The organism is Pseudomonas sp. S2_E01 (assembly GCF_054668365.1).
Window position 1 is genome coordinate 2,183,524 of the sequence record NZ_CP162762.1, and the last position, 26,236, is coordinate 2,209,759.

Here is a 26,236-nt window from a genome sequence, read left to right on the forward strand (position 1 = left end):
TTATTGTTTCGTGGGAGGCTGCGAGCACCTCCCCAGAACACATCATTGATGAGAAACGACACCCGTCTGTCCCGCATGCTGCACGTGCTGATCCACATGGCGCGCCAGGACAAACCCGCGACATCCGACACCATGGCGCAGATGCTCGGCACCAACCCGGTGGTGGTTCGCCGCACCATGGCGCTGCTCAAGGAGCAAGGTTATGTGCGTTCGGAGAAAGGCCATCGGGGAGGGTGGACACTGGCCAAACCCCTGGCCGACATCACGCTGTTGGACATCCACCAGGCGTTGGGCAGTGCTTCGGTGTTCGCCATCGGCCTTGCGACAGACCACCCGCAATGCCTGGTGGAACAGGCGGTGAATGCGGCGTTGACCGATGCGTTCGATGCCGCGCAATCGCTGTTGCTGGAGCGCCTGGGCGATGTGACGCTGGAGCAACTGGCGAATGATTTCGAGGGGCGCTTCCAGGCGCTTTAGGCGATTGCCATCGAAGCCAGCGGCTCATGCAGGCTGAATGAGGAGCCGATGGCGGTCGTGCGGGGTCACGCCACCCTGCAAATCCAACGATGATCATGCCGATACGGCGCCCGAATGAACACGACATCGGCGACCAGTGTCATGCCGCGTTCCTGCAAGGCTTCGGTCAGTTGTACGAGTGTCTCTGCTTCGATAGTCATGGCTATTACCTCGTCAGATGTCCTGCGTTCATAATTCTTGACCGGACGGACAACCCTCTAATTCAATTTTTCTAACAGGGCGATTGAAGCAGGCCGAGTCCGCCGGGGCAGGTCAGGCGGGTTGGCCGGAGCGGGTCAGTGGCAAGTTCAGCCAGCGCCGTCCGGTCGCATTCGCCACGGCATTGCCGATAGCGGCAGCCATCGGCCCCTGGACGATTTCGGCGGCGCCCAGAAACGGTTGGCCTGGCTGGTCGAGCAGATGGACGTCGACTTTTTTCGGCACCTGGGAAAATCGCAGGATCGGGTAACCGCTCCAGTCATAACTGCGAATACCCCCGGCGTCATAGGCCACTTTTTCGTACAGCGTCCAACTGGCGGATTGGAGTATCCCGCCTTCTACCTGGTTGCGCAGGCCATCGGGGTTGACGATCTGGCCGACGTCGACCGCCGTCACCACCTGATCGATCTGGATTTCGCCGGTCTGCGGATGAACCTGCAAGCGCACCGCAAGCGCGCAGTAGCCCATGATGTTTTTGTAGCGGGCGAAAGCGAAACCGATACCGGCGCCCGGTTCATTGCGCTTGTGCGGCCAGCCGATGGCATCGCGCACCCGCTCCACTACCGCCCGTGCCCGCGGGTCCGCCAGATGATTCAGGCGCAAAGCGACCGGATCGATTCCAGCCTTGTTGGCCAATTCATCCATGCAGGCCTCGATGGCGAAAATGTTGATATGTGCACCCAGCGAGCGCATCGCCGAGGTGCGAAAGGGCATCTCGGTGACGAAGTTCATGTCGATGCGGGTGGAGGCCAATGTGTACAGCGGCACGGCATTGCGATCGCCGTCACCTTCGGGCTGGGCGATGGGGATCGACGGGGCCGAGGTGAAGGGGCGCGCCAGCAATCGCGCCGGCAACAAGCGGCCCGCATTGACGATGCGTTCGTTGTGCGGCGTGGTCCACAGTTCGTAGTTCCAGTCCTGCAAGCGACCCCGCGCATCCAGATTGGCGCGCACTTCGCTGATCATCGCCGAGCTGTAGGGCTCCCAGAGATTTTCCTGCTCGCGCATCCATTGCACCCGCACCGGCGTGCCCGGCATTCGCATGGCAATCAGCGCGGCGTCGGCCGCGGCATCGTCGGCGCCATTGTGGCCGTAGCAACCGGAGCCTTCGGCGTGGATGCAGCGCACGCGCTCAGGTGGGAGCCGGACCATTTCCGCGATGCCCGCGCGCAGGGGATAGACGCCTTGGGTGTGGGTCCAGACCGTCAACGTGCCGTCCTTGAACCAGGCCACGGCGCAGGAAGGGCCGATGGAGCCGTGCATCAGGTACTGCTTGGTTACCCGGGCTTGGTATGCGCCGTCCGTGACAGCCTGGGGCGTGCCCTCATGGCTGATTGGGTAACGGCGCGACGGCAGGTGTTCGAGCAAGGTGTGAATGTCGCGGGCCTCGGGGATTACCTGCCCGCCGCTCCAGCGTGCCGACTCATAACCGCTGCGCATCGCCTTGATCGCTTGCCATTCGTCACGGGCCACCACGGCCAGGTAATTGCCGTCGCGCATCACCTCGACAACACCGGGCAAGGCCTTGATCGAGCCGGCATCGAAGGCCTGCAGTGTGGAGCCTGGGCGCGGCGGGCGAATGACTCGGGCGTGCAGCATGCCGGGCAGACGGATGTCCTGAACGAAGGCAGGGCCACCGCTGACCTTGGCCGGAATGTCCAGGCGTTGCAGCGAATGACCGATCAGCTTGAAGGTTGCGGGCGGCATGCTGGGCGATTCGGATTTGGCGTAGAGGTGCAGATCGACGTTCCTGACGGCGTCGGCGTAGGTCATCCGCAGCCCGCTGGGGCCGTGTATGACCCCATCGGCCGTGGTCAGCAACGCTGCGGCGACGCCCCAGCTGCGACCGGCCGAATCCATCAGCAACTCACGGACTTGCGCCGCCGCGTTGAACAACGCGGTGCCACTGTCGAAAATGCTGTGGCTGCCGGCGGTGTAGCCCTCGTTGGGGGTCAGCGCGGTGTCGGCGGTCAGCAGGGTGATGGCGGTCGGCGCCACTTCCAGGCGTTCAGCGGCAATTTGCAGCAACGCGGTTTTAACTCCCGTGCCCAATTCGACCTTGCCGGTGTAGACGGTGATGCCGTCATGACCGATGCGAATCCACGCATCGAGGTAGGGGTTGGTGCGCAGGCTGCCGGGCAAGTCCGGCGCCAACACCACCGTGCCCAGGGTATCGACTTCGGTATCTGCCCAGGCACGGCGCGCGGCGGGCATCAGGGTAAATGCCATCAGCAAGGCGCCGCCCCGCAGGAAGGCTCGGCGACTGGGGTTGTGTGGGTTGGCCTGGGTCATGCTGCGCTCCTGTTTTGCGCGGCGACCAGGCCAATCGCCTCGATGATGCGCAGGTGGGTGCCGCAACGGCACAGGTTCACCGACATGTGCTCGCGAATGGTCTGCTCGTCCGGCTGTGGGTTGTGTTCCAGCAATGCCTGTGCGCGCATCAGCATGCCGGCGATGCAGTAACCGCATTGCGCCGCCTGCCTGTCGATAAAGGCCTGTTGCAGCGGGCCCGGTTGCTCGGCAGAACCCAGGCTTTCAACGGTGCGCACCTGTTTGCCTTCAAGGCCGGCGCAAGGTGTCACGCAGGAAAACACCGGCTGGTCATCGACGATGACGGTGCAGGCGCCACACTGGCCCAGGCCGCAGCCGTATTTGGCGCCGTTGAGCCCCAGGTGATTGCGCAGCGCATAGAGCAGCGGCATGTCCGGCTCCAGCTCCAATGCCTGGGCGGAACCGTTGACGTTGAGCGTGACTTGAGTCATTTCGCCTCCTGACGTATCGCTTCAAGGGTGGAAGTAAGGTCGGTCCATGGCTTATCGGGCTGGGCTTGCTGGCGCAGGTACGCCGCCAGGGCGATGAGCTGGTCGTTGTCCAGGCTGGCCGCGAAGGGCGGCATGACGGGGCCGGGTTCGCCTGGGTTCGCGGGGATGCCTTCGAGCACGGTTTTCATGAAGTTGCGGGCGCTCGAACTTTGCAATGCGCTGGTGTGCGCGAGCGCCGGCCGCCCGTCAATCATCCGCATGGGCGCCGCCGAGGCATGGCAGCCCGCGCAGGCGCTGGCGAACAGCAAGGCGCCACTGTGCAAGTCGCTGGTTCCCGTACTCACCCGATCTGGATGAACTTCGCTGACCGAGGACTCGCCTGGCAGGCTCAACAGGTAGTCGGCAATCGCCTGGGCATCACTGACCGGCAAGCGCGCAATGCTCAGGCTGACGGGACGCATCGGCCCGGCGGCAGTGCCGTGTCCCTCGACCACTTCTGCGCGCAGGTAGCGCACCAACTGATCCTGGCGCCATGGGTTGGCGCGACGGGCCATGCCCAGCAGCGAAGGCGCTTCCCAGCCATCAACGCTGCCGCCCGCGAGGTATTCACCGGATTTCTCCGCCCCGATCAGGTTCAGCGGTGAATGGCAGCCGGCGCAGTGGCCGGGGCCGTCGACCAGATAGCCTCCGCGATTCCACGACGCGGATTGCTCGGTCGCCGCCTTCAAGGGCTCCCCGTGAAGAAACAGCAGGTTCCAGAACGACACCAGCGGGCGAATGTTCATCGGGAAGATCATGTGGTTCGCCACCGCGGGCGAATTCACGGCCGGGCCGCTCATCAGGTAGGCATAGGCGTCGGCGATGTCGCCCTCGCTCATGCGCCGATAGTGAACATAGGGGAATGCCGGGTACAGGAAATGGCCATCGCGAGCGATACCCTCACGCATCGCCCGCTCGAATGCCGGTAATGACCAGGCGCCAATGCCGGTCTGCGGATCGGGGGTGATGTTGGTGCTGTAGAGCGTGCCGAAGGGTGTCACCAGCGGCAATCCGCCTGCCAGATACTGGCCACCCGGACGGGTATGGCACACCGCGCAATCGCCGGCCTCGACTACCTGGGCACCGCGCTGAACTTGCAGGGAGTCGAACGTTTGAGGGCGTTCGATGGGGGCTATAGCGGGGCGCCACATCAACATGGCGGCGACAGACGCTCCGATGCAGGCAAGGGCCGCGATGCCGACCCACAAGCGCCTGGATGCGAGGAATCGGGCATTCATGGGCATTTGCAACGCGTGGGGACAACGGTGGATGAAGCCATCATGATCAGTTCCTTGAGCCGCCAGGGAAGGGCGCCGGTCAAAGCCCTGCGCCAGGTGCCCCAAGGTAGAGGACGCAGCGGTGCCGGAGAATTGGCAGCTTGCGCAATAGCCCGTTGCGCCATCCGCAACGCCAGAGTCGTTGCGGATGGCGCATCACTGCGTTGCCCGGGAGACGGATTCTCGGTGCCGGGCAGGCCCCGTAGCCTTGCAACCACTTTCCCCACTCATTGAGGTTTCATCATGCTTACGGGCAACCCTGCAGCAGCGGTCAAGGTCGAACAGCCTGCTTCGCTCTCCGGCCTGATGGTCGCGTTCCTGGCGTTTTGCTGTGGCGCGGTCGTGGCCAACCTTTACTACGCACAACCCATTGTCGAGTTGATTGCGCCCCAAATCGGCTTGTCCAGCGCCAACGCCAGCCTGATCGTTTCCCTCACGCAATTTGGCTACGCACTGGGCCTGTTGTTGCTGGTACCGCTGGCCGACCTGATGGAAAACCGCCGCCTGGTGGTGGGTTTTACGCTCGCGGCGAGCGTGACGCTGCTGTGCGCCGGGCTGACCCATTCGCCGTCGATGTTCCTGGTGTTTTCCCTGCTGATCGGCCTCACCTCCGTGGCGGTGCAGATCCTCGTGCCGCTGGCCGCGCACCTGGCACCGGAAGCCACCCGTGGCCGGGTGGTGGGCAACATCATGAGCGGCCTGTTGCTGGGCATTCTGTTGTCGCGTCCGCTGTCGAGCCTGCTGGTGGAAGCGTTCGGCTGGCGTGGGGTGTTTTTCAGCGCTGCGGGCTTGATGACGGTTATTGCGCTGATCACTGCGCTGGTACTGCCGCGCCGTATGCCGACCCATCAGGCGACTTACCCCGCCTTGATCGGCTCGGTGTTTGCGCTGGTGCGTCGTCATTCGATCCTGCGTCAACGCTCGCTGTATCAGGGCCTGTTATTCGCCAGCTTCAGCCTGTTCTGGACCCTGGCGCCCATCGAGTTGATCCGCCACCACGGATTCAGCCAGTCGCAAGTGGCGATCTTTGCACTGGTAGGCGCGGTGGGTGCGATTGCAGCGCCGATTGCCGGCCGCTTGGCCGATGCAGGCCATGGTCGTCGCGGCACGCTGGTTGCCCTGTTGCTGGCCCCGGCCGCGTTGATGATGGGTGCGTTGCCGGGTAACGGCTACCTGTGGCTGGTGGTGTGTGCGGTGCTGCTGGACTTCGCCGTGCAACTGAGCATGGTGCTCGGCCAGCGCGAGGTGTACGCCATCGACCCGCACAGCCGGGCCCGTTTGAACGCGGTCTACATGACCAGCATCTTCGTCGGCGGTGCCCTGGGTTCGCTGGTGGCCAGCCCACTTTATGAACATTTCGGCTGGCACCTGTCTGCGCTGGCCGTGGCATCGCTGCCGCTGTTGGCGCTGGTGATGTTCCTGGGACGCAAGGCGAATGCCTGAGGCACTCAAGCACGGTCGTACAAGACGGCGGGCGAACGGTGATGCACAATCAGCGTCGCTCCCTTTCGACCGGACCCTGCTGATGGACAAGTTGCTGGCACTGAAGATGTTTGTTGAAACCGTACGTTGTGGTGGTTATTCCTCGGCGGCGCGCAAGCTCGGTATCTCGACCTCTTCGGTCACACGCCAGGTGGCGGGGCTGGAGCACGAACTGGGCGCCAGCCTGCTCAACCGCACCACGCGCAACACCAGCGTGACCGTAGCCGGGCAGGCCTATTTCGAGAAGGCGGTGGCCATCCTCGATGCCATTGACGAAGCCGACGCCGTGGTCGCCGACCGGGGCAGCGATGCGCAGGGAAGGTTGCGTATCAGCGTCCCGGTCGAGTTCGGCCGGCGCATCATCGCACCGCACCTCGGGCGCTTGCTCGACCGTCACCCGGGGTTGGAGATCAGCGTGTCGCTGAGCGATCAGGTGGGCGACCTGCTGAGCGAACAGATTGATGTCTCGGTGCGCCTTGGCTCCACGGTGGTCAGTGAAGACATTGTCAGCAAGCGCGTTGGGGCGTTCCAGCGATGGGTGGTGGCCAGCCCGGATTACCTGAAAGGACACACCACACCCTGCCATCCGCGAGACCTGCTCGAACATCAATGCCTGCGCTTCGACTACGGCGGCTCACACCAGCACTGGACGTTCCAGGGTGATGAGGAAGCCATCCAGCTCAATGTGCAGGGTCGCCTGCAAAGCAACAATGCCGACATTCTTCGCGAAGCGGCCATCGCCGGTGGCGGGGTCACGTTGCTGGCGGATTGGCTGGTACGCGAGGACGTGGTCGCCGGTCGCCTGGTGCGGTTGTTGGAGCAGTACGAGGTCAACCCCGGCAGCGCGAGCAGTTGCATCAACGCGTTGTATTTGCCCAATCACCGAGGGTCTAGCCGGATCAATGTGTTCATTGATTTTCTCGAAGAGATTCTCGAGCCGAACACGGCGGGACCGTTGTAAGGTTTTGGTTTGCAGTCGGGTATCAGGGATTTGCTGATGTACGAAATTTCCTCACTCGAATAAGATCCCTACGTCCGCCCCGCCAGCTGTTTCAGAGATATGCTGAGTGGCCGCAACTGGTCAGGGCGGGCTTATTTCTTGGAAGGGAAGATCGGGTGCCGGTCTTTCCCGGCTGTCAGCCTGTCAGGCGTGGGTGATCAGCAAGTCACTGATGATGCAGATCGAGCCATCCTCTGGCGGCGTAGCGTCAGTGTAATCAACCTGGTTGTAGACCCCACCGTGGAAACTGAACACCCGTGAGTTCCAGGAAGGGTCGAGCTGCAGGTCGCCAGACGTCCCGACGTTATTGTTGTAGTCGACTGTGACCCGCGCGATTCCGGCAGAAGCCACCTTGATGATGACCTGAAATTTACCCCCGAGTGGCACACCCTTCAGCAGCGTCGAATTGACCGGCGTCGTCTGGTCGAAACTCTGGCGAAATCCCATCGTGATATTCCCCTTCTGCCAGAACACCTTGATCGCCGGGCTGTCATCGCCCTTCACATGCATCTGCGATATGACGACCTTCTGAGCGGAATTGACCTTGGTGACCGTCATCTCCTGATAGTTGATATGGGTGGGTGTACTGGACAGCGACCAGTACACCGATTCCTTCCATTCACACCGCGTGCGGCGTGTGCTCTTGCTGGACGCGCCCCGGGTGGGCGCCGAAAGTTGCAGTGACCCGTCCGGCAGGACCGTCACCACACTGGGAAACTGAGCAATGGCCTGAGCACCATTGAGCTCAAGTGCAACCGGGTTGGTTGCGGATACGGCTACCGGTGTCGCGATCGTTAGATTACTGATGTTTACGCCCATGTTCCTTCTCCGAGCTGGTAAAAATCATTGGCCTGGCACGATTGCCTTCCAACCGTGTTGCGTATGTTGTGACTGGGGGAGAGAGGACCGTGATCGGAAGAAATGACGAACGGATGATGGCGTTTAGTAGGCCATTGGCTGTAGCGCGGCAGGTATCGCGTAAAAGCAAAACCCCGAAGGTTCGCGGCTTCGGGGTTTCTATTTTCGCCTCCATCCCTTAATGGCTGGCGAACGTGCGGGCGAGGATACCAGCGCCTGTTCTCGCCCTCACTGCGGCGATAGGGGGATTGCTTTTCGCTGGCAAGGCCAAACTGCCCGAGTCCTCCACCCTCATTCCGGCGCCATCAGCACCGCGAGCGTCAGCTTGATGAACTCTTCATTCTTGTCGATCACGTCCAGGGCCACATGCACGGTGTCGGCGATCTCGGTGGCCCCGGTTTGTTCGGCCCAGTTTGCAAGCTCCATGATGGCGCATTCCAGAGCGAGTTGGTTTTCGTTGATCTTGAAAAGCAGGGAAGGCAGTAGGTCGGAATTTGGCATTGAGGATCCTCGGTTGTCGAGGAAAGCCTAGCACCGGCTTGGATCAATGGTGTGTGCGAATGGTCGGTGAGGTTCGAGAAAGGCCATCTGCCTTGCCTAAGGATGGCAATGCACTAACCCGTCAATCAGCCTCATTGCGCAGTCATGGCCGTTCGGAACACAGCCCCGGTATTGATGTTGATGAGGCTCAGCGCCCCATCGCCGAATGAACAGCCTGTGTCGGTGAACACGACGTTGCCCAGGTTCGTGACATCGGTGACCGTCGAGTGGCCGACATAAACAGTGTCAATTCCTTCCACGATGGAGTGATCGCGGTTTTCGATCTTGTTCCTTGAGTACAGCGCACACTTGAGCGCCTGCTGTTGCAGTTCCTCGCCGACGTGCCCGGCTAGATAGGCTTTGGCTTGTGGCCAGCCGTCTGAAGGCAGAAGCGTTGGCACTTCAGCATGCACGATCCCAACTTTGCCGCGATCCGGCCGTTCGATTTCCAGCATGATGGGAAGGTCATTCAAGACGTCGAATATGCCTTGCCGAGAAGCGGAGGGTGCTTCATGGAACCAGGCGCCCCCATTGCGGATGTGCCTTGGGACGTCCCCAATTCCGATAGAGCATTCGACAATCATCTGCTCATGCTTACCCCGAACCGCGTGGAACCACGGTTGTTTCAGCCACACGATGACTTCGTCCGAGTAAGGCCCGCGGTCAATCAGATCGCCTACCGAAAACAGCCTATCCCTGGTCTCATCAAATTCCGCCTGTTCCAGCAGTGACGTCAGCAGATTGAAATAGCCGTGGATATCGCCCACTACAAAGTCGTGGCCGTCGAGATTGAGCTCGTATGACTTTACCGCAGGGGAATGGAGAGGCTTGAGCATGGTGGGTTTCGGGAGGTGGTTGGGCAATCGTCAAGGATACCATTTCCTCTGGATTGCCGAAGGAAGGAGCTGCCTGGGCGTCGTTCTCAATCCGTCATCGACATCCGGGCATCGCTTCTAAAAATTTCCGCGTACAGCCGTGCAACCGCAGGGGTGAAATGCTGCTGCGCGGGGATCAGAAAATCCGCGTCCGGGGCGAGTTGTTTGGCGTAGATGACTTCGTAAACCCTGCGCACCACACCGGGCTCCGTTTCCTCGCGATCTAGGCCGGGCATGATCCCTACGGCTCTGTATCCCGCCTGTTCCAGGGCGCGTTGCATATAGGGCGTGCGGGTCGTCGCCATGCCGTAGATCAAGCCTGCGCCCATCCATCTCCCCATTTTCTCGCCAAGTGCTTGAGCGGCTACCGCCAGGTTCGACTGTCGATGGGGTTTGGCTACTGCGCCGACGCGGCCAGAGATCACATCGGCGCCGTCAACCTTCTCCCACGTGGCGATGGCGACAATTTCATGGTGATGACGAACGACTGCCGCAAGAATGCTGCGATTGGCCTCGTCCTGCAGTACCACGTGTTCCTCATAGAATCGTCGGCTCATGAACGCGCTGCCCAACCCGACCGAGATAGAGGGAAACCAGGTGCGGAAAAATTCGATCGCGACATCGATCTCCTCGCGCTTGATGTAGTCCCAGGCATAGCCCGTGGGCAAAGCGACAAAGTCTCGGACTTGATCAATCGTGGGCCATTTCATGGGGGCTCCCTTTTTAGTGTTGGTAGGCTGCTTCAACCGCGTGCTCATGCCCAGGAATCCTGTCGGGCGGCGGTTGTCTGGTGGCGCTGGACGACTTCACTGATGACGAAGTGCATCAGCTTCTCGACGAAGGCCGGGTCGAGACTCGCTTCGTTGGCAAGTGCTGTCAGTCGCGCGTATTGATGCTGCTCCCTGTCCTTGTCGACGGGGGGTAATTGATAGCGGGCCTTGAGCAAACCGACCTGATACGTGCAGCGAAAGCGTTCGGCAAGCATGTGAATCAGGGCGGCGTCGATATTGTCGATGCTGTGGCGCAAGGCTGTGAGTTGCTGGGCAAGGTCGGGCGTTTCCATGGGGGTCCTCCGTTGGGGGCATGGCGCGTTAGAACGTGGGACGCCGTTGATCTTCAGCGGCAAAGATCGACCAGTCCCTGTTCCCGGCCCCTTGGGCGACTGCCGCCCTCATCTTTGCTCGTACGACATCGGCGGCGGGCAGTTCCAGGCCCTTGTCATGGGCCGCATCGATGGCCAGGTTGATGTCCTTGAGCCCCAGGGACAGCTTGAAACCGGGTTCAAAACGGTTGGTGATGATGTTCTGTCCATAGCGTTGATAGCTGGGGCAGGCGAACAGGGTTTGGGTCATGAGTTCGATGAATGTCACGGGACTCAGGCCATAACGCTGGACGAGGGCGTTCGCTTCGCCCAGGGACTGGATGGCTTGGGTAATCATCATGTTGCCGGCGATTTTCGCGATGCACGCCTGGACAGGTTCATCGCCCAGGAGCCAGGTCATTTTCCCAAGGATGTCGAACAGTGGCTGGACTTTTGCGAGGGCGACCTCGGACCCCGCAGCCAGGATAGTCAAGGCGCCTTGCGCGGCCACGGCCGGGACACCGAAAACCGGCGCAGCCACCAGGACGATGCCGAGCGCCTGATGCACCGCTTGCAGCTCCTCCATGAGTACGGGCGACAGCGTCGCCATGACGACGTGGACGCATGAGGCCTCGGCACGTTCCAGCACTGCACCCGCCAGCAGCACTTCCCTGACCGCGGTATCGTCGGCGAGCATGCTGATGACCACCTCTTGCCCAAACGCCGCAGCGGGGGATGGGAGCGTGCGCACGCCTTCCAGATCAGCCAGCACAGCGCTGCTGCGATTCCACGCCGACACTTGATGGCCTGCGCGGATGAGCAAGGGAATGATCGCTCTGCCCATGCTTCCCACGCCGATAAAACCGATATTCATCTTGAGCACCCCGTTGCTGTTTGGCTGTACGTCATGCGGCCAAGTATGTGAGGCACGGGATTGCTACGGCAGTGCCATTGTTGCACTCTCGTTGTTCATTTTTGTACGGGGTGAGGCATGGACTGGAGTGATATGCGGGTTTTTCTGGCGGTTGCCCGCAGCGGCTCGCTCGGCGCTGCCGCCAAGCTGTTGGGTGTCAGCCATCCGACCGTGGGGCGGCGCTTGCAGGTGCTTGAGCAGTCCAGTGGCCAGCCCATATTCCTGCGGACCACCCAAGGGCTGGTATTGACCGAGAGCGGCGAGAAGATACTCAGCCTGGCGCAAGAGATGGAGCAAAGTGCGCTGGCGATCGAACGACGGCTTGCGGGGGAGAGCGCCCAACCCGAAGGGGTGTTGCGCATTTCTTCCGCTGATTGGTTCGCCTGTTACGTGCTGGCACCCGTGCTGGGGGAACTCGCGCGACGTTACCCGCTGATCGCGCCTGAGGTCATCGCCGGGCATCGCCTGTTTGACCTCGCTCGCCGCGACGCCGACATCGCTTTTCGGATCGTCCCGTTCACCGAACCCGACATCGTTCACCGCAAGCTGACCACACTGAGCTATGGGTTGTATGCCGGCGTTGGATTGCCAGACCCCGCCCCGCAGGGCGAAGGACTTGGCTTGATCACCATGAGCATTGCCCAGGCGCATTATCCTGATGTGCAGTGGTTGCAACAGCGTTACCCGCTGGCCCGCACCGTGCTCACCAGCAGCAGTCGCACGGTGCAGGCGCGGATGTGTGCGATGGGCCAGGGCGTCGCGGTGCTGCCGCGTGTCCTTGGCGACCAGGTCCCGGGGCTGCGGCTGCTCGATCCGCAGGACCCGCCGCCAGGTCGCGAGATCTGGATGGGGTATCACCAGGACATGCGGCAGATGGACAGTCTTCGCGCCCTGGCGGATCTCGCGTCCAGCATGATCGGCGCCGAGTGATAACCCTGCTCAGGTCGGGCGCGCGGCTGACACCTGCCGTGTTGTCCTGGGTTGGCGCGACAGGGTGAGACTCAGCCCTGCGCCCACCGCCAGGCAGGCGGCGATGCAGAGGATGGAGGCGACAAAGGCGCGGGTGATGGTGCCTGCGTCCGTGTGTGTGCCGACGAGGGTGTAGAAAATTCCGCCGATGATCGCGACGCTCAGCGACGTGCTGATTTGCAGGGTAGAGCTGGTGATGCCCGCGATCATGCCGGAATAGGCGGGCGCAACCCGGCCTGTGATCATGCGCATCAACGTCGGTAACGCAAGTCCCTGTCCGAAACCGATCAGGAACAGGATCGCGGCCAAGGGCAGCGCAGGCGGGTGGCTGGCCGTCGGCGTCCCACTTACCAGCCAGGCCAGAAGCACGAATCCGATGATCTCGAACCCCATGCCAACGGGGTTCACGAAATCCCCGAACACGCGCTTGAACGGCTGAACCGACAAAGGTCCGAGCAGGAACCCCGCGCCAAAAGGCAGGAACACGAGACCGGCATCCAGCGCACTGGTCTGCAGGGCCTGCTGCAGATAGATCGACAGCAGCAGGAAAAACACGCCGATCGCGTAAAAAGTCAGGGCCACCAGCAACGCCCGCCCCAGGCCGGGAGCCCGCAGTGCATCAGGGTTGAGCAAAGGTGCGCCGCCGGCCAGGTGCAAGCGGGCCTCGTAGCGCCAGAACAGCCACGCCAGCCCCGGCACCGCCGCCAGCGAAAGCCACGCCCACAGCGGCCAGCCCGCTTCGCGCCCTTCGATCAGTGGCACGATCAAGGCCCCGAGCGTCAGGATCGACAGCGCCGTGCCACCCAGATCCAGCTTGCTGGTGTGTCGGGCACGGGTCTCCCGGACTACCGGGATGGCGAACACGATGACCAGTAACGCAATCGGCGAATTCACCAGGAAAATCGCCCGCCATCCCAGGCCCATCAGGTTGAGTGAAATCAGGATTCCCCCCAAGGCCTGGCCGACGACCGCCGCCAGGCCAAAGACGGCGCCGTAGAGGCTGAGCGCCAATGGCTTTTCGGATTCCGGAAAAATAGCCTGGATCGAAGCGAGCGCCTGAGGTGCCATGACCGCCGCTGTCACGCCTTGCAGGGCCCGTCCCGCAATCAGCAACCAGGGTGACGTCGCCAGGCCACACATCAGCGATGCGCACGCAAACCCGGTAAGCCCCATGAGAAACATCGCCATGCGACCATAGAGATCACCCAGCCGGCCGCCGGTGATCAGCGTCACGGCGTACAGCGTTGCGTAGGAAGAAATGATCAGTTGCTCGGCGGAAGAGGCCGTGCCGAGCGACGTTTGAATCGAGGGAAGCGCGACGTTGACGATGAAAAAATCCAGTGGCGGCAGAAACGCGCCCACCAGCAGAATCACGAAAATCAACCAGCGCCGCCGTTCCGGGGGCGCGACTATTTGGGAAACCATACGAGCGTCCTGTTGGCAGATGAGTTGATTCAATCTAATCAATTCAAGCCCCATTGACGCCTCACATAAATGAACGCTCATCGTTCATTTATGGCAGTCCCGCAGCACCGCCGGACCTCTGACAATGACCCTTCTGTGGTTTCACACGATCCACATGTCCAAGATCGAGGAGTCATGCATGTCAGGTAAATTCACTCAACAGGTGGCCGTTGTCACAGGCGCATCCACCGGGATCGGTTTTGCGATTGCGCAAGGCTTGATCGCCGAGGGCGCCAAACGTGTCTACATCACCGGCCGCTCTGCGAGCACGCTGGAGGCAGCGCTCGAAAAGCTCGGCGATAGAGCGGTTGCGGTCATTTCCGATGTCGCGCGCCAGGCTGATCTTGATGAACTCAGGGCGACGATCGAGGACCGCGGCGATCAGTTGGATGCGGTGTTTGCCAACGCCGGTATCTGTGAAAAGAACCCTGTGGGCGAGACCAGCGAGGCCGCTTACTTCAACATGTTCGACATCAATGTGAAGGGCGTCTTCTTTACCGTCCAGACGTTGATGCCGTTGATGAAAGATGGCTCGTCCATCGTCCTGACGGCCTCCATTTGTTCCAGCAATGGCATGGAAGGCCTGAGCCTTTACAACGCCTCCAAGGCCGCGGTGCGGTCCTTTGCGCGCACCTGGGCCAATGAACTCAAGGGTCGCAAGATCCGCGCAAACGTGTTGAGCCCAGGCTTTACCCGCACGCCGTTGATGGACAACGGCTTGAAAATGAGCGAAGGCGACATCGCCGCCCTGCGCCAACACGTCGAGCAGATCACGCCTTTGGGCTACATGGCCCAGCCTGAAGAAATCGCCTCCTCGGCGCTGTTCCTGGCCTCGGCTGATGCCAGGTACGTCAACGGCGTGGAACTGATGGTCGACGGCGGCCTGTCGCAAATCTGAACACCTGCGTGACCATGGAGCAGCCCCCAGTGGGCTGCTTTGTGATTAACTGCGAGCTCTCCAAGGGGCTTTTGACTTGACCGATTGTCCCTCGAAGTTTCAAGCATCAGGGAATGACAGCGAAAAACGAATAATCCCGGGTCTGGGCTGCTCGACATCCACGCGCCCGCCATGCAGTTGCATGATTGCCACGACGATGGCGAGGCCAAGGCCGTACGAGTCGGAGTGCTGGTGGCGAGAGGCATCGCCGCGGTAAAAGCGGTCGAAGAGTTTGCGCAGGGTCTCGTCACTCAACACCGGCCCCTGATTCTCTACTTCGATTCGGCAAGCACCGCCTGTTGCAATGACCCGCATCGAGATTTCGGTGCCTTCGTCGGCGTAGCGAATCGCGTTCGCCACCAGGTTGCTCAACGCTCGGCGCAGCAGCAATGGGTCAGCGAGCACGTTGCCATCGCCCATGATCCGGAAGGTCATCTGCCGCTCTTCAGCCAAGCCTTCGAAATACTCGGCGATGCGCTGTGATTCGTCATTGAGCGACAGTCGTTGGGGCTCGACCACCGATTGCGCTTCGTCGGCGCGTGCAAGGAACAGAATGCTTTCAACGATGCGGGAGATTCGTTCGAGCTCTTCAAGGTTCGACGCGATCAATGCCTGATAGTCCTCCTCGCTGCGGCGCTGGCGAAGGGCGACCTGACAATGCCCCATCAGCGAGCCCACCGGCGTGCGAATCTCGTGGGCAAGGTCGGCGGAGAACTGCGTCAATCGTTGGTACCCCTTGGCGAGGCGATCGAGCATCGCATTGTAGGCGTCGCTCAGTTGTTGCAGTTCAACCGGCGTATCGGCGCTGTCCATACGGCTGTCGAGGCGCTCGGGCGTTATGGCCGCCGCATGCGCGGCCATTTTGCGCAACGGGCGCAGTCCTCGACGCAGCACCAGGTAACCCAGCAGCGCGGTGGCAAGAAAGGCCAGGGCCACCGCCAGGTAGATACGTTCACGAAACGCCGCGAGCATGGCCATTTCCTTGCCCATGAGGTGTGCGGCCGTCAGGCGGACTTCGCGTCCTCCCGACGTCGTGACCACGGTCGCGGCACGCAGGGGTGTTCCGGTGTCGGTCATGCCGCTGCGCAGGTCACTGACGTTCAGCTTCGTTTCCTGGCCGATCACCGGTAGCTCGGGCAGCGTGACGTTCAGTGGGTTGACGCGGATCACCGGCGCCTGCCCGGGCTCTTCTATGACAAAAATGTCGTCTTCGCTGTCGAGCATGTTCTTGAAAATCTGCGGGCTGTCGCGCAGCTTCTCGATGGCGAGTTCGTAATGCAACAGCTTGCGAAAATGCTCCAGACGGCCCATGACCGCATGATCGCTGTAGACCAATACCGAGGCTTTCATCGACTGGTACAAATAGAGGCCGGCACCGGCCACGGCCAGCATGGCGACCAGCGAAAACGCCAGGGTGGACCTAAGGGTCAGGGATGGTTGGCGTCGGGTCCGCATGACCTCACCTCGCAGACATAGCCGATACCGCGCAGGGTGTGGATCAGCTTGATCGGGTAGGGATGGTCGACCTTGGTGCGCAGGCGCTTGACCGCGACGTCCACCACGTTGGTATCGCTGTCGAAGTTCATGTCCCAGACTTCCGAAGCGATCTGTGCCCGCGACAACACATCGCCGGCCCGACGCAGAAACAGATGCAGCAGGGCGAACTCCTTGTTGGTCAGCACGATCACTTGCTGTTGGCGTGTGACGCGGCGACGCACCAGGTCCAGCTCCAGGTCGGCGAGGTGGAAATGGTCGGCTTCGCGCACCACGCCGCGACGCAGAATGGTGCGAATGCGCAACAGCAGTTCGGTAAAGGAAAATGGTTTGACCAGGTAATCATCCGCGCCCAGCTCCAGGCCGCGAATGCGGTCATGCAACTGGTCTCGTGCGGTGAGAAACAGCACGGGCACGTCCTGTTTGGCGCGCAACAGCTCAATGATCTGAAACCCATCAATACCGGGGAGCATCACATCCAGCACGATCAGGTCGTATGTTGTTTGCAAGGCCAGGTGCAGCCCATCGGCACCGTGCTGGGCCCAGTCGACGTTGTAACCGGACTCGCCAAGACCCTTTTTCAGGTACTCACCGGTTTTGGTGTCATCTTCGATCAGCAGGATATGCATCGTGAGGGGCGCTCGGGTTTCTTCTTGACGGGACTCAGCCCGCGACAGGGCTATCTCGGCTGTGCAGTGTACCGAGATGAGCCGGCGGAGTCGGTTACATTTCTGTCATTCAGGGGCAGGGCGGACGAATGACAAAAATGTCATTCGGCGGTCATCCTGAGGTCCTGGTCTGCGGTCGAGGATGGCGGCACATCAATCCGTGAGGAATCGTCCCCATGCAACTCAAAAACGCCCTGTCCACTACGTTCGGTCTGCTGATGCTCAGTGCCGCCGTCATCGCCACCGCGGCGGACATGCCGCTGATCAAGCCGCTGCGCGGCACGGTAGAAAGCGTCAGCAACAACACGCTGACGTTCACCACACGCTCCGGTGCGCAGCAGACCATCGGCCTGACCGACAAGACCGGTATCAACCGGGTATCGAAAACCACTGTCGATTCGATCAAGTCCGACAGCTTCATTGGCTCGGCAGCCATCCCCCAGGCCAACGGTTCGTTGAAAGCGCTGGAGGTCACTGTATTTGACGCCAGCCTCAAGGGCAGCGGCGAAGGTCATTACGGCTGGCAGAACGCGGATGGCAGCACCGGCACGATGACCAACGGCACTGTAGGGAAACTGTCCAAGGCCGACGGTCGCACGTTGACCGTCAACTACAAGGGCGGCGAGAAGCAAATCGTCGTACCGGATGATGTCCCGATCGCCTACGTCGAGCCAAGCAAAGTCGACGAGTTGGTCAAAGGCACCAAGATCGTCGTGTTCCCGGCGGCCGATGGCACCGCGCGCGGTATTGCGGTGGGCAAGGATGGCTTCCAGCCACCGATGTAATCACCTGAAAAGGCCGCAGCGGTGCCGCGTGGCGTCGCTGCGGTTCACGGATGATTCCTGAGGGGAAACACGTGAGACACAAAACCATTCATCCCTGGCCGGTTCGGCTCACCCACTGGCTCAACGCCGTCTGTATGGTCTGCATGTTCATGAGCGGTTGGGCCATTTATAACGCTTCGCCGCTGTTCGCGTTCAGGTTTCCGGTGACGGTGACCGTGGGCGGCTGGTTGGGAGGGGCGCTGGCCTGGCATTTCGCGTTCATGTGGCTGTTGTTCATCAACGCTTTGATTTATGTGGCGTACGGGTTATTCAGTCGGCATTTCAAGCGAGCGCTGCTGCCCATCGGCCTCCCTGCGTTGAAACATGATCTGACGGATGCTCTTCGGTTTCGGCTGGTGCACGAGAAGGGCGTTTATAACGCTGTGCAGCGACTGATGTACTGGATGGTGCTGGCGGCAGGCGCACTCATCGTGATCTCGGGCGTGGCGATCTGGAAACCCATTCAGCTTCAAGAGCTGGTCGCGCTGCTGGGCGGCTATGACGTCGCTCGCTACGTCCATTTTGCCGCGATGGCGATGATTGCTGCATTCGTCGTGGTCCACCTTGCGTTGGTGCTGCTGGTGCCCAGGACCTTGCTGCCAATGATCACCGGGGGCGTGCGGCCCCTTGAAAGCGGACACAAAACCCATGACTGAAGCCAACAAAAGAGCTGTTCAGCGCATCCGGCTGGAGCCCGCGCAACAGCGTGAGCTGGAGAGTATCCAGCGCCGCCATTTCCTGCGCGCAGGCTTGACCGTTGGCGCGATGTCGATGCTGACCGGTTGCAACCTGCAGGACGGTGACCAGGTCGACAAAGTCCTGTGGGCCATGTCGCGCTGGAACGACCGGGTTCAGGCGTGGCTGTTCAGCGGTCAGAAACTGGCGCCGACCTTCACCCGGGCACAGATCACCACGCCTTTCCCGTTCAACGCATTCTATGGCCAGGACGACATCCCCGAAGTGGACCTGGCGAGTTACTCGCTGGCGGTTTCCGGCCTGGTCAGGGACAAGGCGCCCTGGACACTCGAGAGCCTGCGAAAACTGCCGCAACGCAGCGATATCACCCGCCTGATCTGTGTCGAAGGCTGGAGCGCCATCGGGCAGTGGGGAGGCGTACCCCTCAAGACTTTTTTGGAGCACGTCGGCGCTGACACCACGGCGAAATTTGTCGGGTTCAAATGCGCTGATCGTTATTACTCCAGCCTGGACATGCCGACCGCCTTGCACCCGCAGACACTGCTGGCGCTGGATTACGGCGAAGTCGCGCTGCCGCCTGAGTACGGTTATCCCCTGCGGATTCGAGTTCCCACCAAGTTGGGCTTCAAGAACCCCAAGCACGTGGTCGAGATTGTCGTGAGTAACCAAAACCCGGGCGGGTATTGGGAAGACCAGGGTTACAACTGGTTCAGCGGGATCTGAGGAGACGCCCTTGTGACGAGCATTTCTACTGTATCGTCGGTCCCATCCGCGTGGCCGACTGCCGAAAACAAGCAGCGGGTGGCAACCGAGGGGGCGCAGTTTCACGCCCAATTACAGGCTCAGTCCAGGCTTCGTGTGCAGCAGCCCGATACAACAAATGCACAAGTGCTATCTGAATCCACCACGAACGCGTCACATCGACCGGAAATGGAGGCATTGCTTCAATCCTTGGAGTGGCGCAAGTACGCGGCCAGCGCCCCGAGCAGACCTGGTCGATCAGTGCCAGGTACTCGAGCCAGTGGCCTGGACATTGCCGATTTCAGCTTCCCCGATCGAGACGCTTTGGTGAACAGTGACGTGATCAAAGTTAGCTGGGTCGACGAGGAGGGCAGGCCGCTCTCCCTGCAGCCTGTCGATGACCCGATCGCGTGCATGCCTGATGACGCTGAGCACGACCCTTGCTCTGAATGTTCCTGCGAAGGCGGACTGAATGCGTTCGCAGTTGCAGTGGCATTGTCCGCAATCACGCTCACCTGGGTTCCGATCGAGATGGCTCGAGCGCCATTGCGAACCCCCGACGTTCGGATTTGGCGCCGTCGAAAACCCGGCTCACCCGCAAGCCATGTTTTCGTCCAGTCAGATTCTGGAGCCGAGGGACTTAAACATACGGATGTCGGTGAAAACGGCTAGGTTTCGTGGCCCGAAGTCTGTCAGCTGGGTAGCACGAGGCTTTTGCCACCATCGGCCATGGCGATAGACCCGACCATGAAACTGGCGTCATCAGAGGCGAGGAATGCGATCACCTTGGCGATCTCTTCCGGTCGTGCGGCCCGTCCGATCGGAGCACGACTCCCATACTCGGCGAGCGCATCGGCACCGTTTTCGTGGAGTTGATTGAGGATGTTGGTGATCGTGTCCCCGGAGCCGACCGCGTTGACTCGGATGCCATGATCGATCGCTTCAACCGCCAGGGACCGAGTGAACTGCGCGAGGGCACCCTTCGACGCGGCGTAGGCGCTGATTTTGGGGAAGGTCTGAAAGCAGGCGTACGAGCCCACATTGACGATGGCGCCCTGGCCATTAGGGATCATCGCACGCATCGCCTCCCGCGAGTGCAGGAACACACCGCGGATGTTGACGGCGAAGATACGGTCCCAGTCTTCGAGCGTCATATCCACCACCCGCTTGTTGATAATGATGCCCGCGTTATTGACGAGGATGTCCAGTTGGCCGAACTGCCCCACAGCCTCTGCGACGGCCCTTTGAGCGGCGCTTTCTTCCGTCACGTCCGCGATGATTGGGAAGATGCCGGGTTGCGCGAGCGCTTCAACGGCCGGGTCGATATCCTGCGCGATGATGGATGCCCCGCGCGCATGGAGCAGTTTGACTGTCGCCAGTCCTATCCCGCTCGCGGCGCCGGTCACGATGGCAACTTTACCTTTGAAATCCTGGTTGGGTACGGTCGTTGTGTTCACGATTTTTACCTCTGCTGTATGGACGGTCTTGCTGCTTCACGGTGGCGCGGTTGCGCCTTCAGGCCTTGTCGGGTGCAACATACGAGGTGCCGGCCGAAATGGATCGCCAATCGCGCACGTCGGTCGCCATTCGGTGGGCACGCACCTCTGCACGATCCAGTGCGTCCTGTCCCAGCAGGAGGTCGAGCGGAGGTTTATCGGCGGCGACCAGTTGCACGATCGCAGCGGCAGCCAGTACGGGATCGCCCTGTTGCATGCCGTCGTTCAACGCCCATTTCGCGACGGCGTCGTTGACCTTGGGGTAGGCCGCTTGTCCAGTGGTTCTATGAATGGATTCCTTGCTGAGAAACTCTGTCCGGAATGCTCCAGGAGAAACAACGGACACCCACGTACCGAAGGGAGCAACCTCGGCCGCCAGGCTGTAGGACATTGCGGCTAACGCGGCTTTGGTGGCGCCATAGATCCCTGCACCCACGCTCGGAGCGACGCCTGCAATGGACGAAAGATTGATGATGTGGCCGTGTCCCTGCTCCCGCAGGTGGGGAAGTGCCGCCCGGATGACCCTGAAGGGCGAAAACACGTTGACTTCAAACAGCTCGCGCACTGCTTGATCGTCGGTTTCTTCAATGGCCCCCAATAGACCGTAGCCAGCGTTGTTGACCAGAACGTCGACACGCCCATGAGCGCCGAACGCGTCGGCTACCAACCGGTGTGCACTGTCCGGGTCGGTCGCTTCGAAAGGCATGACCACCAGATCACCGGACAGACCCTTTGGTGTATCGCCGTTTCGTGTTGTTCCAATGACCGCGTCTCCGGCAGCCAACACCGCTTTGGCGAGCGCATGACCCAGACCGCGTGAGATACCCGTAATCAACCAGACTTTAGACATGATGTTGCTCCTTCGCATCGGCCCGGTGTGGGCCTGATGTCGAGAAGCAATATAGGTGTTGAGAGGGCCGTGATTAATGCCCCGCGTTTCGCTTACGGTTGTGAATGAAATCGGATAATCAGGGCTCGCCGCGCAGAACGTCGATCAGCGCGCGTAATGCGGGAAGCATCTGGCGTTGCTTGGGATAGCACAGATGATGACCGGGAAAGACGTCGCTCCAATCGATCAGCAAGCCTTCAAGCCTGCCTGACGCCAGATGTTCTTCGACCTCAAGCTCCGTGGCGAACGCAATCCCGAGATGCGCGAGTGCCGCATGGATGGCGACGTCACGATCATTGACGATCAATGGGCCGGCGACCGCCACCTCGAACCAACTACCGTCGCGCACGAACTCCCAGGCATAGGGCGTCTCACGTCCCTCCCAGCGCCATTGGATACAGCGATGCCGGCTCAGATCCTCAGGCGTGGAAGGCCTGCCGAACTCGGCCAGATAGGCCGGCGACGCAACGGCTATCTGCCGTAGATCGGAACCGATCCTGACCGAAACCATGTCCTGGTCGATCACCTCGTGGGGACGGAGCGCGGCGTCGAAACCCTCTGCGACGAAGTCGCCGATCGCATCGGAGACCGTCATGTCCAGCACGACATCCGGTGCTACGGCGGCGAGCCGCGCCAACGCTGGGGCGACCTGCAACCTCGCGGCAGTGCGCGTCGCGACGAGCCGGATGGTGCCGCTCGGCCGGGAGGCGATACGACGCGCATCCAACAGCGCGCAGCCAATGGCTTGCATGGCAGGGCCAATCCGAGCGGCCAGTGCCTGGCCCGCAGGCGTGAGGGAGACACTGCGAGTCGTGCGGTTGAATAACTGAACACCCAGTCGCTCTTCCAATGTACGGATGGTGTGGCTCAGCGCAGACGGCTTGACCCCCAGCGCCTGTGCGGCTTGGGAGAAGTTCAAGCGCTGCGCCACCACTTGAAAGGCCCGCAGGTGGGTGAGTTCGCTCGGGGACAGGTCGGCAACATTGATCATGGGTATCGGGTCTCTATTTCGAATGTCGTCGGATGCAACGCCGGACCAGCCAGCAGTCGCGTTTGCGTTTACAACGCACCCGGCGTTAGTTTGTCGTACTGCTGCGAGCAATGGGGCAGTGCCGCGGCGTGCTCGGTGATTTCATCGAAGTGTTGTGTTTGCCTGTACATGATGCGGCACCATTACGCCAGTCGATCGCCGATTGCAGCAGTGCTATCCGACACTGGAAAGGCTCATGGTTGCCGATCCGCAGACCCTTGAGCCGGTCCCCTTGGTCGGAACGAGTGTGGGTGAGATTTTCATGCGCGGCAACACGGTCATGAACGTGTTCAAAGGAGTTGACGCATCCATGCAGCGAAAGACATCGAGACTCCTGCTACGTCGGCCCGGCGCGCAAGACTTGGGCAGCCTGTTCGCTATCTACGGGGACCCCGCTACCCATCGTTTCAACCCGGCGGGCCCGTTGACCGCGATTGATCAAGCCGAATCGTTGCTGGAGGATTGGCTCAAGCACTGGCGAGAAAACGGTTATGGACAATGGGCCATCGCCACTCTTGAAGCGCCAGGTACCGTCATAGGCTTTGGCGGCATCGATGCGCGCAACTATCTTGAAGTGGAGCGGCTGAATCTGGGTTATCGGTTTGCGGTTGCGGCCTGGGGGAAGGGCTACGCCACCGAACTGGGCAGGAGTGCGCTTGATTTTGGGTTCACGGAGCTGATGCTTCCGCAGATTCATGCGGTCGTCCGGCCTGCCCATTCCGCGTCCATATCCGTGCTTGAAAAAATCGGAATGCAGCAGGTGGGCATTCTTGCCGATGTCCCCGGTCAGGCCCCTAGCCTTGTTTTTCGGGCCTGCCACCCGAGGCTGGAGGGTAGATCGGACGCAAGCGACGGGTTGGGTGCGAATGAGCGGTTTGGAGAGGTATCGCACAGCGTGGTGCTGATAAAAAACGGCATACCGAGGTATGCCGTGTGCGTGTCAGGCAATGGTGATTAGAACTTGGCGCGCAGTGTCATGGACACGGCACGGGGGTCACCGAAGATATTCCCGTCCTGGAACGTGTTGATCCGCTGGAAGTACTTCTTGTCAGTCAGGTTGGTAGCGAGCAGATCAGCGGAGAAGTTTTGCGTGATCTGGTAGCCAATGCCCGCATCGTACAAGGCGTATCCACCCTGGCGGAGCTTGGTGCCGTCCATGCCGATGCCCGGAACATCCAGCTTGTTGTAGGTCTCGCTGACAACGCTGACGCCACCCTGGACACTCCACTTCTCGAGCTCGCCGGGCAGTTTGTACAGGCTCCATACCCGCAACATGTTTTTCGGCAGGTAGGTCTGCAACTGTTCGTTGGGGCTGTCATAGCGTTTGTAGGTATGGGTGAAGTTGGCGGTGAGGAACCAGTCGGGTGTCATCTGTCCACTCAACTCAGCCTCGAACCCGCGTGTGCGCGCCTTGCCGCTGGCAACGACGGCCCGTGAATCCGGATCATTCATGTCCGGAATCGCGCGATTCTCTTCTTCGATCTGGAACGCTGCCAACGAGGCGTTCAACGCGCCATCGAGGAATTCGCCCTTGATACCCAGTTCATGCTGCTTGCCTTCCAGCGGCTTGATGATGTTGTTGTTGATGTCCAGATTGCTGACAGCCTGTGGCTGGAACACGCCGGAATAGTTGGCATACACCGAGTAGTTCTCGTTGAGGTCGTAGATCAGCCCGTAGAACGGCGTGAACTTCTGCGACACGCTGTCTGCGCTTTTTTCCGACGGTGAGCCGGCCTCGGGTTGGTGCTGGCTGCGGTGCATCTCAAGCCAGGTCACGCGCCCGCCGAGTACCAGGGTCAGAGGGTCGGCAAGGCTCAAGCGCAGGTTGCTGTAGAGCGCTTTTGCACGGGTGTTGGCAACACTGGTGGGCAACTTGTCCGAATCAGGAAAAGCCGGGTAGGCGAAGTCGGGCTGTGGGTTGTCGAGATCCACGTCCCCCAGAAAATTCGAAAAGTAGCCGCCGTTGGAAGCAAACTCGGAGCGCGAATAGTTGGCGCCCACCAGCACTTTATGTTCACGCCCCAGGAAGTTGAACGGGCCGTCGACATAGACGTCCGCCTCGTCCTGTTTCTCGCGGTAATCGAACATGATCGAGTTCATCGACACCAGGTTGTCCGCCGGGTCGATGCCGCCGCCATTACGTGCGTAAGCCTGGGTCAAATCGTAATTGTTATCGGCATGCCGCAGCGACAACTTGGTCTTCCAGCCATCACCCAACTGATGCTCGAGCTCGGTGAAGACGGCGGTACTCCAGAAGTAATCGCGGTTCCAGTCTTCACCGTAAAAGTTCTTGCGCGATGGGTCCGGCAGCGACATCGCGGCTTCACCGGCTGCATTGGTGTAGCGATAGGCCGGGAGAGAGCGTTGGGCGCCACGGATGTCGGTGTTCTGATTGCTTGCACCAATTGTCCAGACGGTGTCTGGCGTCAGGTCGATATCGACAATGCCGTAGACCTGGTTCGACTCCCGCTTTCCGCCACCGTCGTAGTAATAACCTTTGTCGTGCTCACTGAGCACCAGGCGCCCGCGCACATTACCGCTCTCGGTCAAGGGGCCGGTGACGTCAACCATCCCTCGATAGTCGTCCCAGGAGCCGGCACTGATTTCTGCTGAAACGGCTGCCTCGGCCAACGGGCGCTTGCGGACCAGGTTGATACTGCCGCCGGGGCCGCCTGCACCGGTCAGGCTGCCAGACGGGCCCTTGAGGACCTCGACGCGGTCATACATGGTCAGGTCGGGTGACAGGAACACCCTGTTGTCCATGGTGGTCGGCGTCCCGTCCAGTTGCAACGAGGTCATTTCGAAACCCCGCGAGAAGAAGCTCAGTCGGCTGGCGTCGATGCGCTGCACCGTGACGCCACCGACCTTGCCCAGGGCATCTTCGAGGGTGTAGAGATTTTGCTTCTGAATACGCTCCTGGCCGATCACGTTGATCGTCTGCGGTACCTCTCGAAGACGCAACGGGACTTTGGTACCCACCGATACGGTGGGCGCCTGGGTCTGCATGCCGATGATCGACTGTGCCGGTAGCTCCATGCTGCCAAGGGCATCCAGCGTCAAGGTGCCATCCGAGGTCGTGCGTACCGACAATCCGCTGCCTTCAATCGCCATTTGGGCCGCTTGCTCGGCATTCATGGTTCCCTTGATGGCCGGAGCACGCAGCCCGGCAGCCAGAGTGGGCACATAAACGATTTCGTGACCGCTTTGGCGAGCGATGCGGTCGAGGGTTGTCACCAGGGAGTCGGCCGGCAAGTCGAAGTGTTGCAGCGATTGGCTTTGCGTCGACGCCGAATCTGCCGAGCTGGTCGACGCGTGAGCCAGCAATACAGATAAGCACACAGACGTCAGCCTGCGCGTAGCATTGAAACGATTGGACATAGGTACTCCGTGTTGGCGGCTGCGCTTTTATTAGCGGTTAATGCCTATGTCCAACGAGACTGAAAAAGCGATATAGGGCAGATGAAAA

Annotated in this window: 25 protein-coding genes and 2 pseudogenes; 10 read left to right on the forward strand and 17 right to left on the reverse strand. The window is 60.9% G+C overall.

Translation table 11 applies throughout. The features are described from left to right. Window positions 1–48 precede the first annotated feature (48 nt). Window positions 49–477, forward strand: coding sequence for an Rrf2 family transcriptional regulator (locus AB4O36_RS09995; RefSeq protein WP_460141626.1), 429 nt, complete (start codon window positions 49–51; stop codon window positions 475–477). Between the two features lie 65 nt (window positions 478–542). Here AB4O36_RS09995 and AB4O36_RS10000 read toward each other — a convergent pair whose 3' ends face one another. From AB4O36_RS10000 to AB4O36_RS10015, 4 genes are all read right to left on the reverse strand, one after another. Continuing rightward, window positions 543–677 (reverse strand): hypothetical protein, encoded by a 135-nt coding sequence (locus tag AB4O36_RS10000; protein ID WP_460141627.1) that lies wholly within the window; start codon window positions 675–677, stop codon window positions 543–545. 112 nt (window positions 678–789) lie between these two features. After that, window positions 790–3,027, reverse strand: coding sequence for a xanthine dehydrogenase family protein molybdopterin-binding subunit (locus AB4O36_RS10005; RefSeq protein ID WP_460141628.1), 2,238 nt, complete (start codon window positions 3,025–3,027; stop codon window positions 790–792). Next, window positions 3,024–3,497 (reverse strand): (2Fe-2S)-binding protein, encoded by a 474-nt coding sequence (locus tag AB4O36_RS10010; protein WP_460124272.1) that lies wholly within the window; start codon window positions 3,495–3,497, stop codon window positions 3,024–3,026. Before AB4O36_RS10010 ends, AB4O36_RS10005 begins: the two co-directional genes overlap by 4 nt. Then, window positions 3,494–4,774, reverse strand: a complete 1,281-nt coding sequence (locus AB4O36_RS10015) for a c-type cytochrome (RefSeq protein WP_460141629.1) — start codon at window positions 4,772–4,774, stop codon at window positions 3,494–3,496. The genes AB4O36_RS10010 and AB4O36_RS10015 overlap by 4 nt, the downstream gene beginning before the upstream one ends. 282 nt (window positions 4,775–5,056) lie before the next feature. Here AB4O36_RS10015 and AB4O36_RS10020 point away from each other — a divergent pair, with 282 nt between their 5' ends. Both AB4O36_RS10020 and AB4O36_RS10025 read left to right on the forward strand, forming a co-directional pair. Then, a complete protein-coding gene (locus AB4O36_RS10020; protein WP_460141630.1) occupies window positions 5,057–6,256 on the forward strand; it encodes an MFS transporter in 1,200 nt (399 codons plus the stop codon). Window positions 6,257–6,338: 82 nt separating this feature from the next. Next, window positions 6,339–7,256: a LysR family transcriptional regulator gene (locus tag AB4O36_RS10025; RefSeq protein WP_460141631.1), complete on the forward strand. Its 918-nt coding sequence runs from the start codon at window positions 6,339–6,341 to the stop codon at window positions 7,254–7,256. A gap of 183 nt (window positions 7,257–7,439) precedes the next feature. Here AB4O36_RS10025 and AB4O36_RS10030 read toward each other — a convergent pair whose 3' ends face one another. The 6 genes from AB4O36_RS10030 to AB4O36_RS10055 form a co-directional block, all read right to left on the reverse strand. Next, on the reverse strand, window positions 7,440–8,114 hold the full coding sequence (locus tag AB4O36_RS10030; protein ID WP_460141632.1) for a polysaccharide lyase family 7 protein: 675 nt from the start codon (window positions 8,112–8,114) through the stop codon (window positions 7,440–7,442). A 330-nt stretch (window positions 8,115–8,444) separates the two neighbouring features. Beyond that, window positions 8,445–8,654 (reverse strand): hypothetical protein, encoded by a 210-nt coding sequence (locus AB4O36_RS10035; RefSeq protein ID WP_460141633.1) that lies wholly within the window; start codon window positions 8,652–8,654, stop codon window positions 8,445–8,447. Window positions 8,655–8,785: 131 nt separating this feature from the next. After that, complete coding sequence (locus tag AB4O36_RS10040) at window positions 8,786–9,529, reverse strand: metallophosphoesterase (RefSeq protein ID WP_460141634.1); 744 nt, start codon at window positions 9,527–9,529, stop codon at window positions 8,786–8,788. Window positions 9,530–9,615: 86 nt separating this feature from the next. Further along, complete coding sequence (locus AB4O36_RS10045) at window positions 9,616–10,278, reverse strand: hypothetical protein (protein WP_460124298.1); 663 nt, start codon at window positions 10,276–10,278, stop codon at window positions 9,616–9,618. A gap of 44 nt (window positions 10,279–10,322) precedes the next feature. Continuing rightward, a complete protein-coding gene (locus AB4O36_RS10050) occupies window positions 10,323–10,631 on the reverse strand; it encodes a chorismate mutase (protein WP_460141635.1) in 309 nt (102 codons plus the stop codon). A gap of 28 nt (window positions 10,632–10,659) precedes the next feature. Then, window positions 10,660–11,523 (reverse strand): NAD(P)-dependent oxidoreductase, encoded by an 864-nt coding sequence (locus AB4O36_RS10055; RefSeq protein ID WP_460124300.1) that lies wholly within the window; start codon window positions 11,521–11,523, stop codon window positions 10,660–10,662. Window positions 11,524–11,640: 117 nt separating this feature from the next. Between AB4O36_RS10055 and AB4O36_RS10060 the strand changes: the two genes are divergently transcribed. Then, complete coding sequence (locus AB4O36_RS10060) at window positions 11,641–12,492, forward strand: LysR family transcriptional regulator (protein WP_460124303.1); 852 nt, start codon at window positions 11,641–11,643, stop codon at window positions 12,490–12,492. Between the two features lie 9 nt (window positions 12,493–12,501). Here the strand turns inward: AB4O36_RS10060 and AB4O36_RS10065 are convergent, their stop codons facing one another. Then, a complete protein-coding gene (locus AB4O36_RS10065; protein ID WP_460124305.1) occupies window positions 12,502–13,956 on the reverse strand; it encodes an MFS transporter in 1,455 nt (484 codons plus the stop codon). Between the two features lie 178 nt (window positions 13,957–14,134). On the opposite strand from AB4O36_RS10065, the gene AB4O36_RS10070 reads away from it, so the two are divergent. Further along, window positions 14,135–14,893 carry an SDR family NAD(P)-dependent oxidoreductase gene (locus AB4O36_RS10070; RefSeq protein ID WP_460124308.1) on the forward strand — a complete coding sequence of 253 codons (759 nt, stop codon included), beginning with the start codon at window positions 14,135–14,137 and terminating at the stop codon, window positions 14,891–14,893. A 99-nt stretch (window positions 14,894–14,992) separates the two neighbouring features. Here the strand turns inward: AB4O36_RS10070 and AB4O36_RS10075 are convergent, their stop codons facing one another. Next, window positions 14,993–16,387, reverse strand: coding sequence for a heavy metal sensor histidine kinase (locus AB4O36_RS10075; RefSeq protein ID WP_460141636.1), 1,395 nt, complete (start codon window positions 16,385–16,387; stop codon window positions 14,993–14,995). Then, window positions 16,360–17,055, reverse strand: coding sequence for a heavy metal response regulator transcription factor (locus tag AB4O36_RS10080; RefSeq protein ID WP_460124314.1), 696 nt, complete (start codon window positions 17,053–17,055; stop codon window positions 16,360–16,362). The genes AB4O36_RS10075 and AB4O36_RS10080 overlap by 28 nt, the downstream gene beginning before the upstream one ends. A gap of 215 nt (window positions 17,056–17,270) precedes the next feature. Here AB4O36_RS10080 and AB4O36_RS10085 point away from each other — a divergent pair, with 215 nt between their 5' ends. The 3 genes from AB4O36_RS10085 to AB4O36_RS10095 all read left to right on the forward strand — a co-directional run bounded on the left by AB4O36_RS10085 (window position 17,271) and on the right by AB4O36_RS10095 (window position 19,337). Continuing rightward, window positions 17,271–17,879: a hypothetical protein gene (locus AB4O36_RS10085; protein WP_460141637.1), complete on the forward strand. Its 609-nt coding sequence runs from the start codon at window positions 17,271–17,273 to the stop codon at window positions 17,877–17,879. 71 nt (window positions 17,880–17,950) lie between these two features. Continuing rightward, window positions 17,951–18,574, forward strand: a complete 624-nt coding sequence (locus AB4O36_RS10090) for a cytochrome b/b6 domain-containing protein (protein ID WP_460141638.1) — start codon at window positions 17,951–17,953, stop codon at window positions 18,572–18,574. Beyond that, window positions 18,567–19,337, forward strand: a complete 771-nt coding sequence (locus tag AB4O36_RS10095; RefSeq protein WP_460124323.1) for a molybdopterin-dependent oxidoreductase — start codon at window positions 18,567–18,569, stop codon at window positions 19,335–19,337. Before AB4O36_RS10090 ends, AB4O36_RS10095 begins: the two co-directional genes overlap by 8 nt. Window positions 19,338–20,047: 710 nt before the next feature. Here AB4O36_RS10095 and AB4O36_RS10100 read toward each other — a convergent pair. From AB4O36_RS10100 to AB4O36_RS10110, 3 genes are all read right to left on the reverse strand, one after another. Beyond that, on the reverse strand, window positions 20,048–20,812 hold the full coding sequence (locus tag AB4O36_RS10100; protein WP_460124326.1) for an SDR family NAD(P)-dependent oxidoreductase: 765 nt from the start codon (window positions 20,810–20,812) through the stop codon (window positions 20,048–20,050). A 58-nt stretch (window positions 20,813–20,870) separates the two neighbouring features. Further along, on the reverse strand, window positions 20,871–21,701 hold the full coding sequence (locus AB4O36_RS10105) for an SDR family oxidoreductase (protein ID WP_460124329.1): 831 nt from the start codon (window positions 21,699–21,701) through the stop codon (window positions 20,871–20,873). Between the two features lie 118 nt (window positions 21,702–21,819). Then, on the reverse strand, window positions 21,820–22,731 hold the full coding sequence (locus AB4O36_RS10110; RefSeq protein WP_460124331.1) for a LysR family transcriptional regulator: 912 nt from the start codon (window positions 22,729–22,731) through the stop codon (window positions 21,820–21,822). Between the two features lie 214 nt (window positions 22,732–22,945). On the opposite strand from AB4O36_RS10110, the pseudogene AB4O36_RS10115 reads away from it, so the two are divergent. Then, window positions 22,946–23,053, forward strand: a pseudogene (locus AB4O36_RS10115) (hypothetical protein); the annotation flags it as partial. Between the two features lie 27 nt (window positions 23,054–23,080). Further along, window positions 23,081–23,593: pseudogene (locus AB4O36_RS10120) on the forward strand (GNAT family N-acetyltransferase); the annotation flags it as partial. Between the two features lie 131 nt (window positions 23,594–23,724). Here the strand turns inward: AB4O36_RS10120 and AB4O36_RS10125 are convergent. Then, complete coding sequence (locus AB4O36_RS10125) at window positions 23,725–26,148, reverse strand: TonB-dependent siderophore receptor (RefSeq protein ID WP_460141639.1); 2,424 nt, start codon at window positions 26,146–26,148, stop codon at window positions 23,725–23,727. Window positions 26,149–26,236 lie beyond the last annotated feature (88 nt).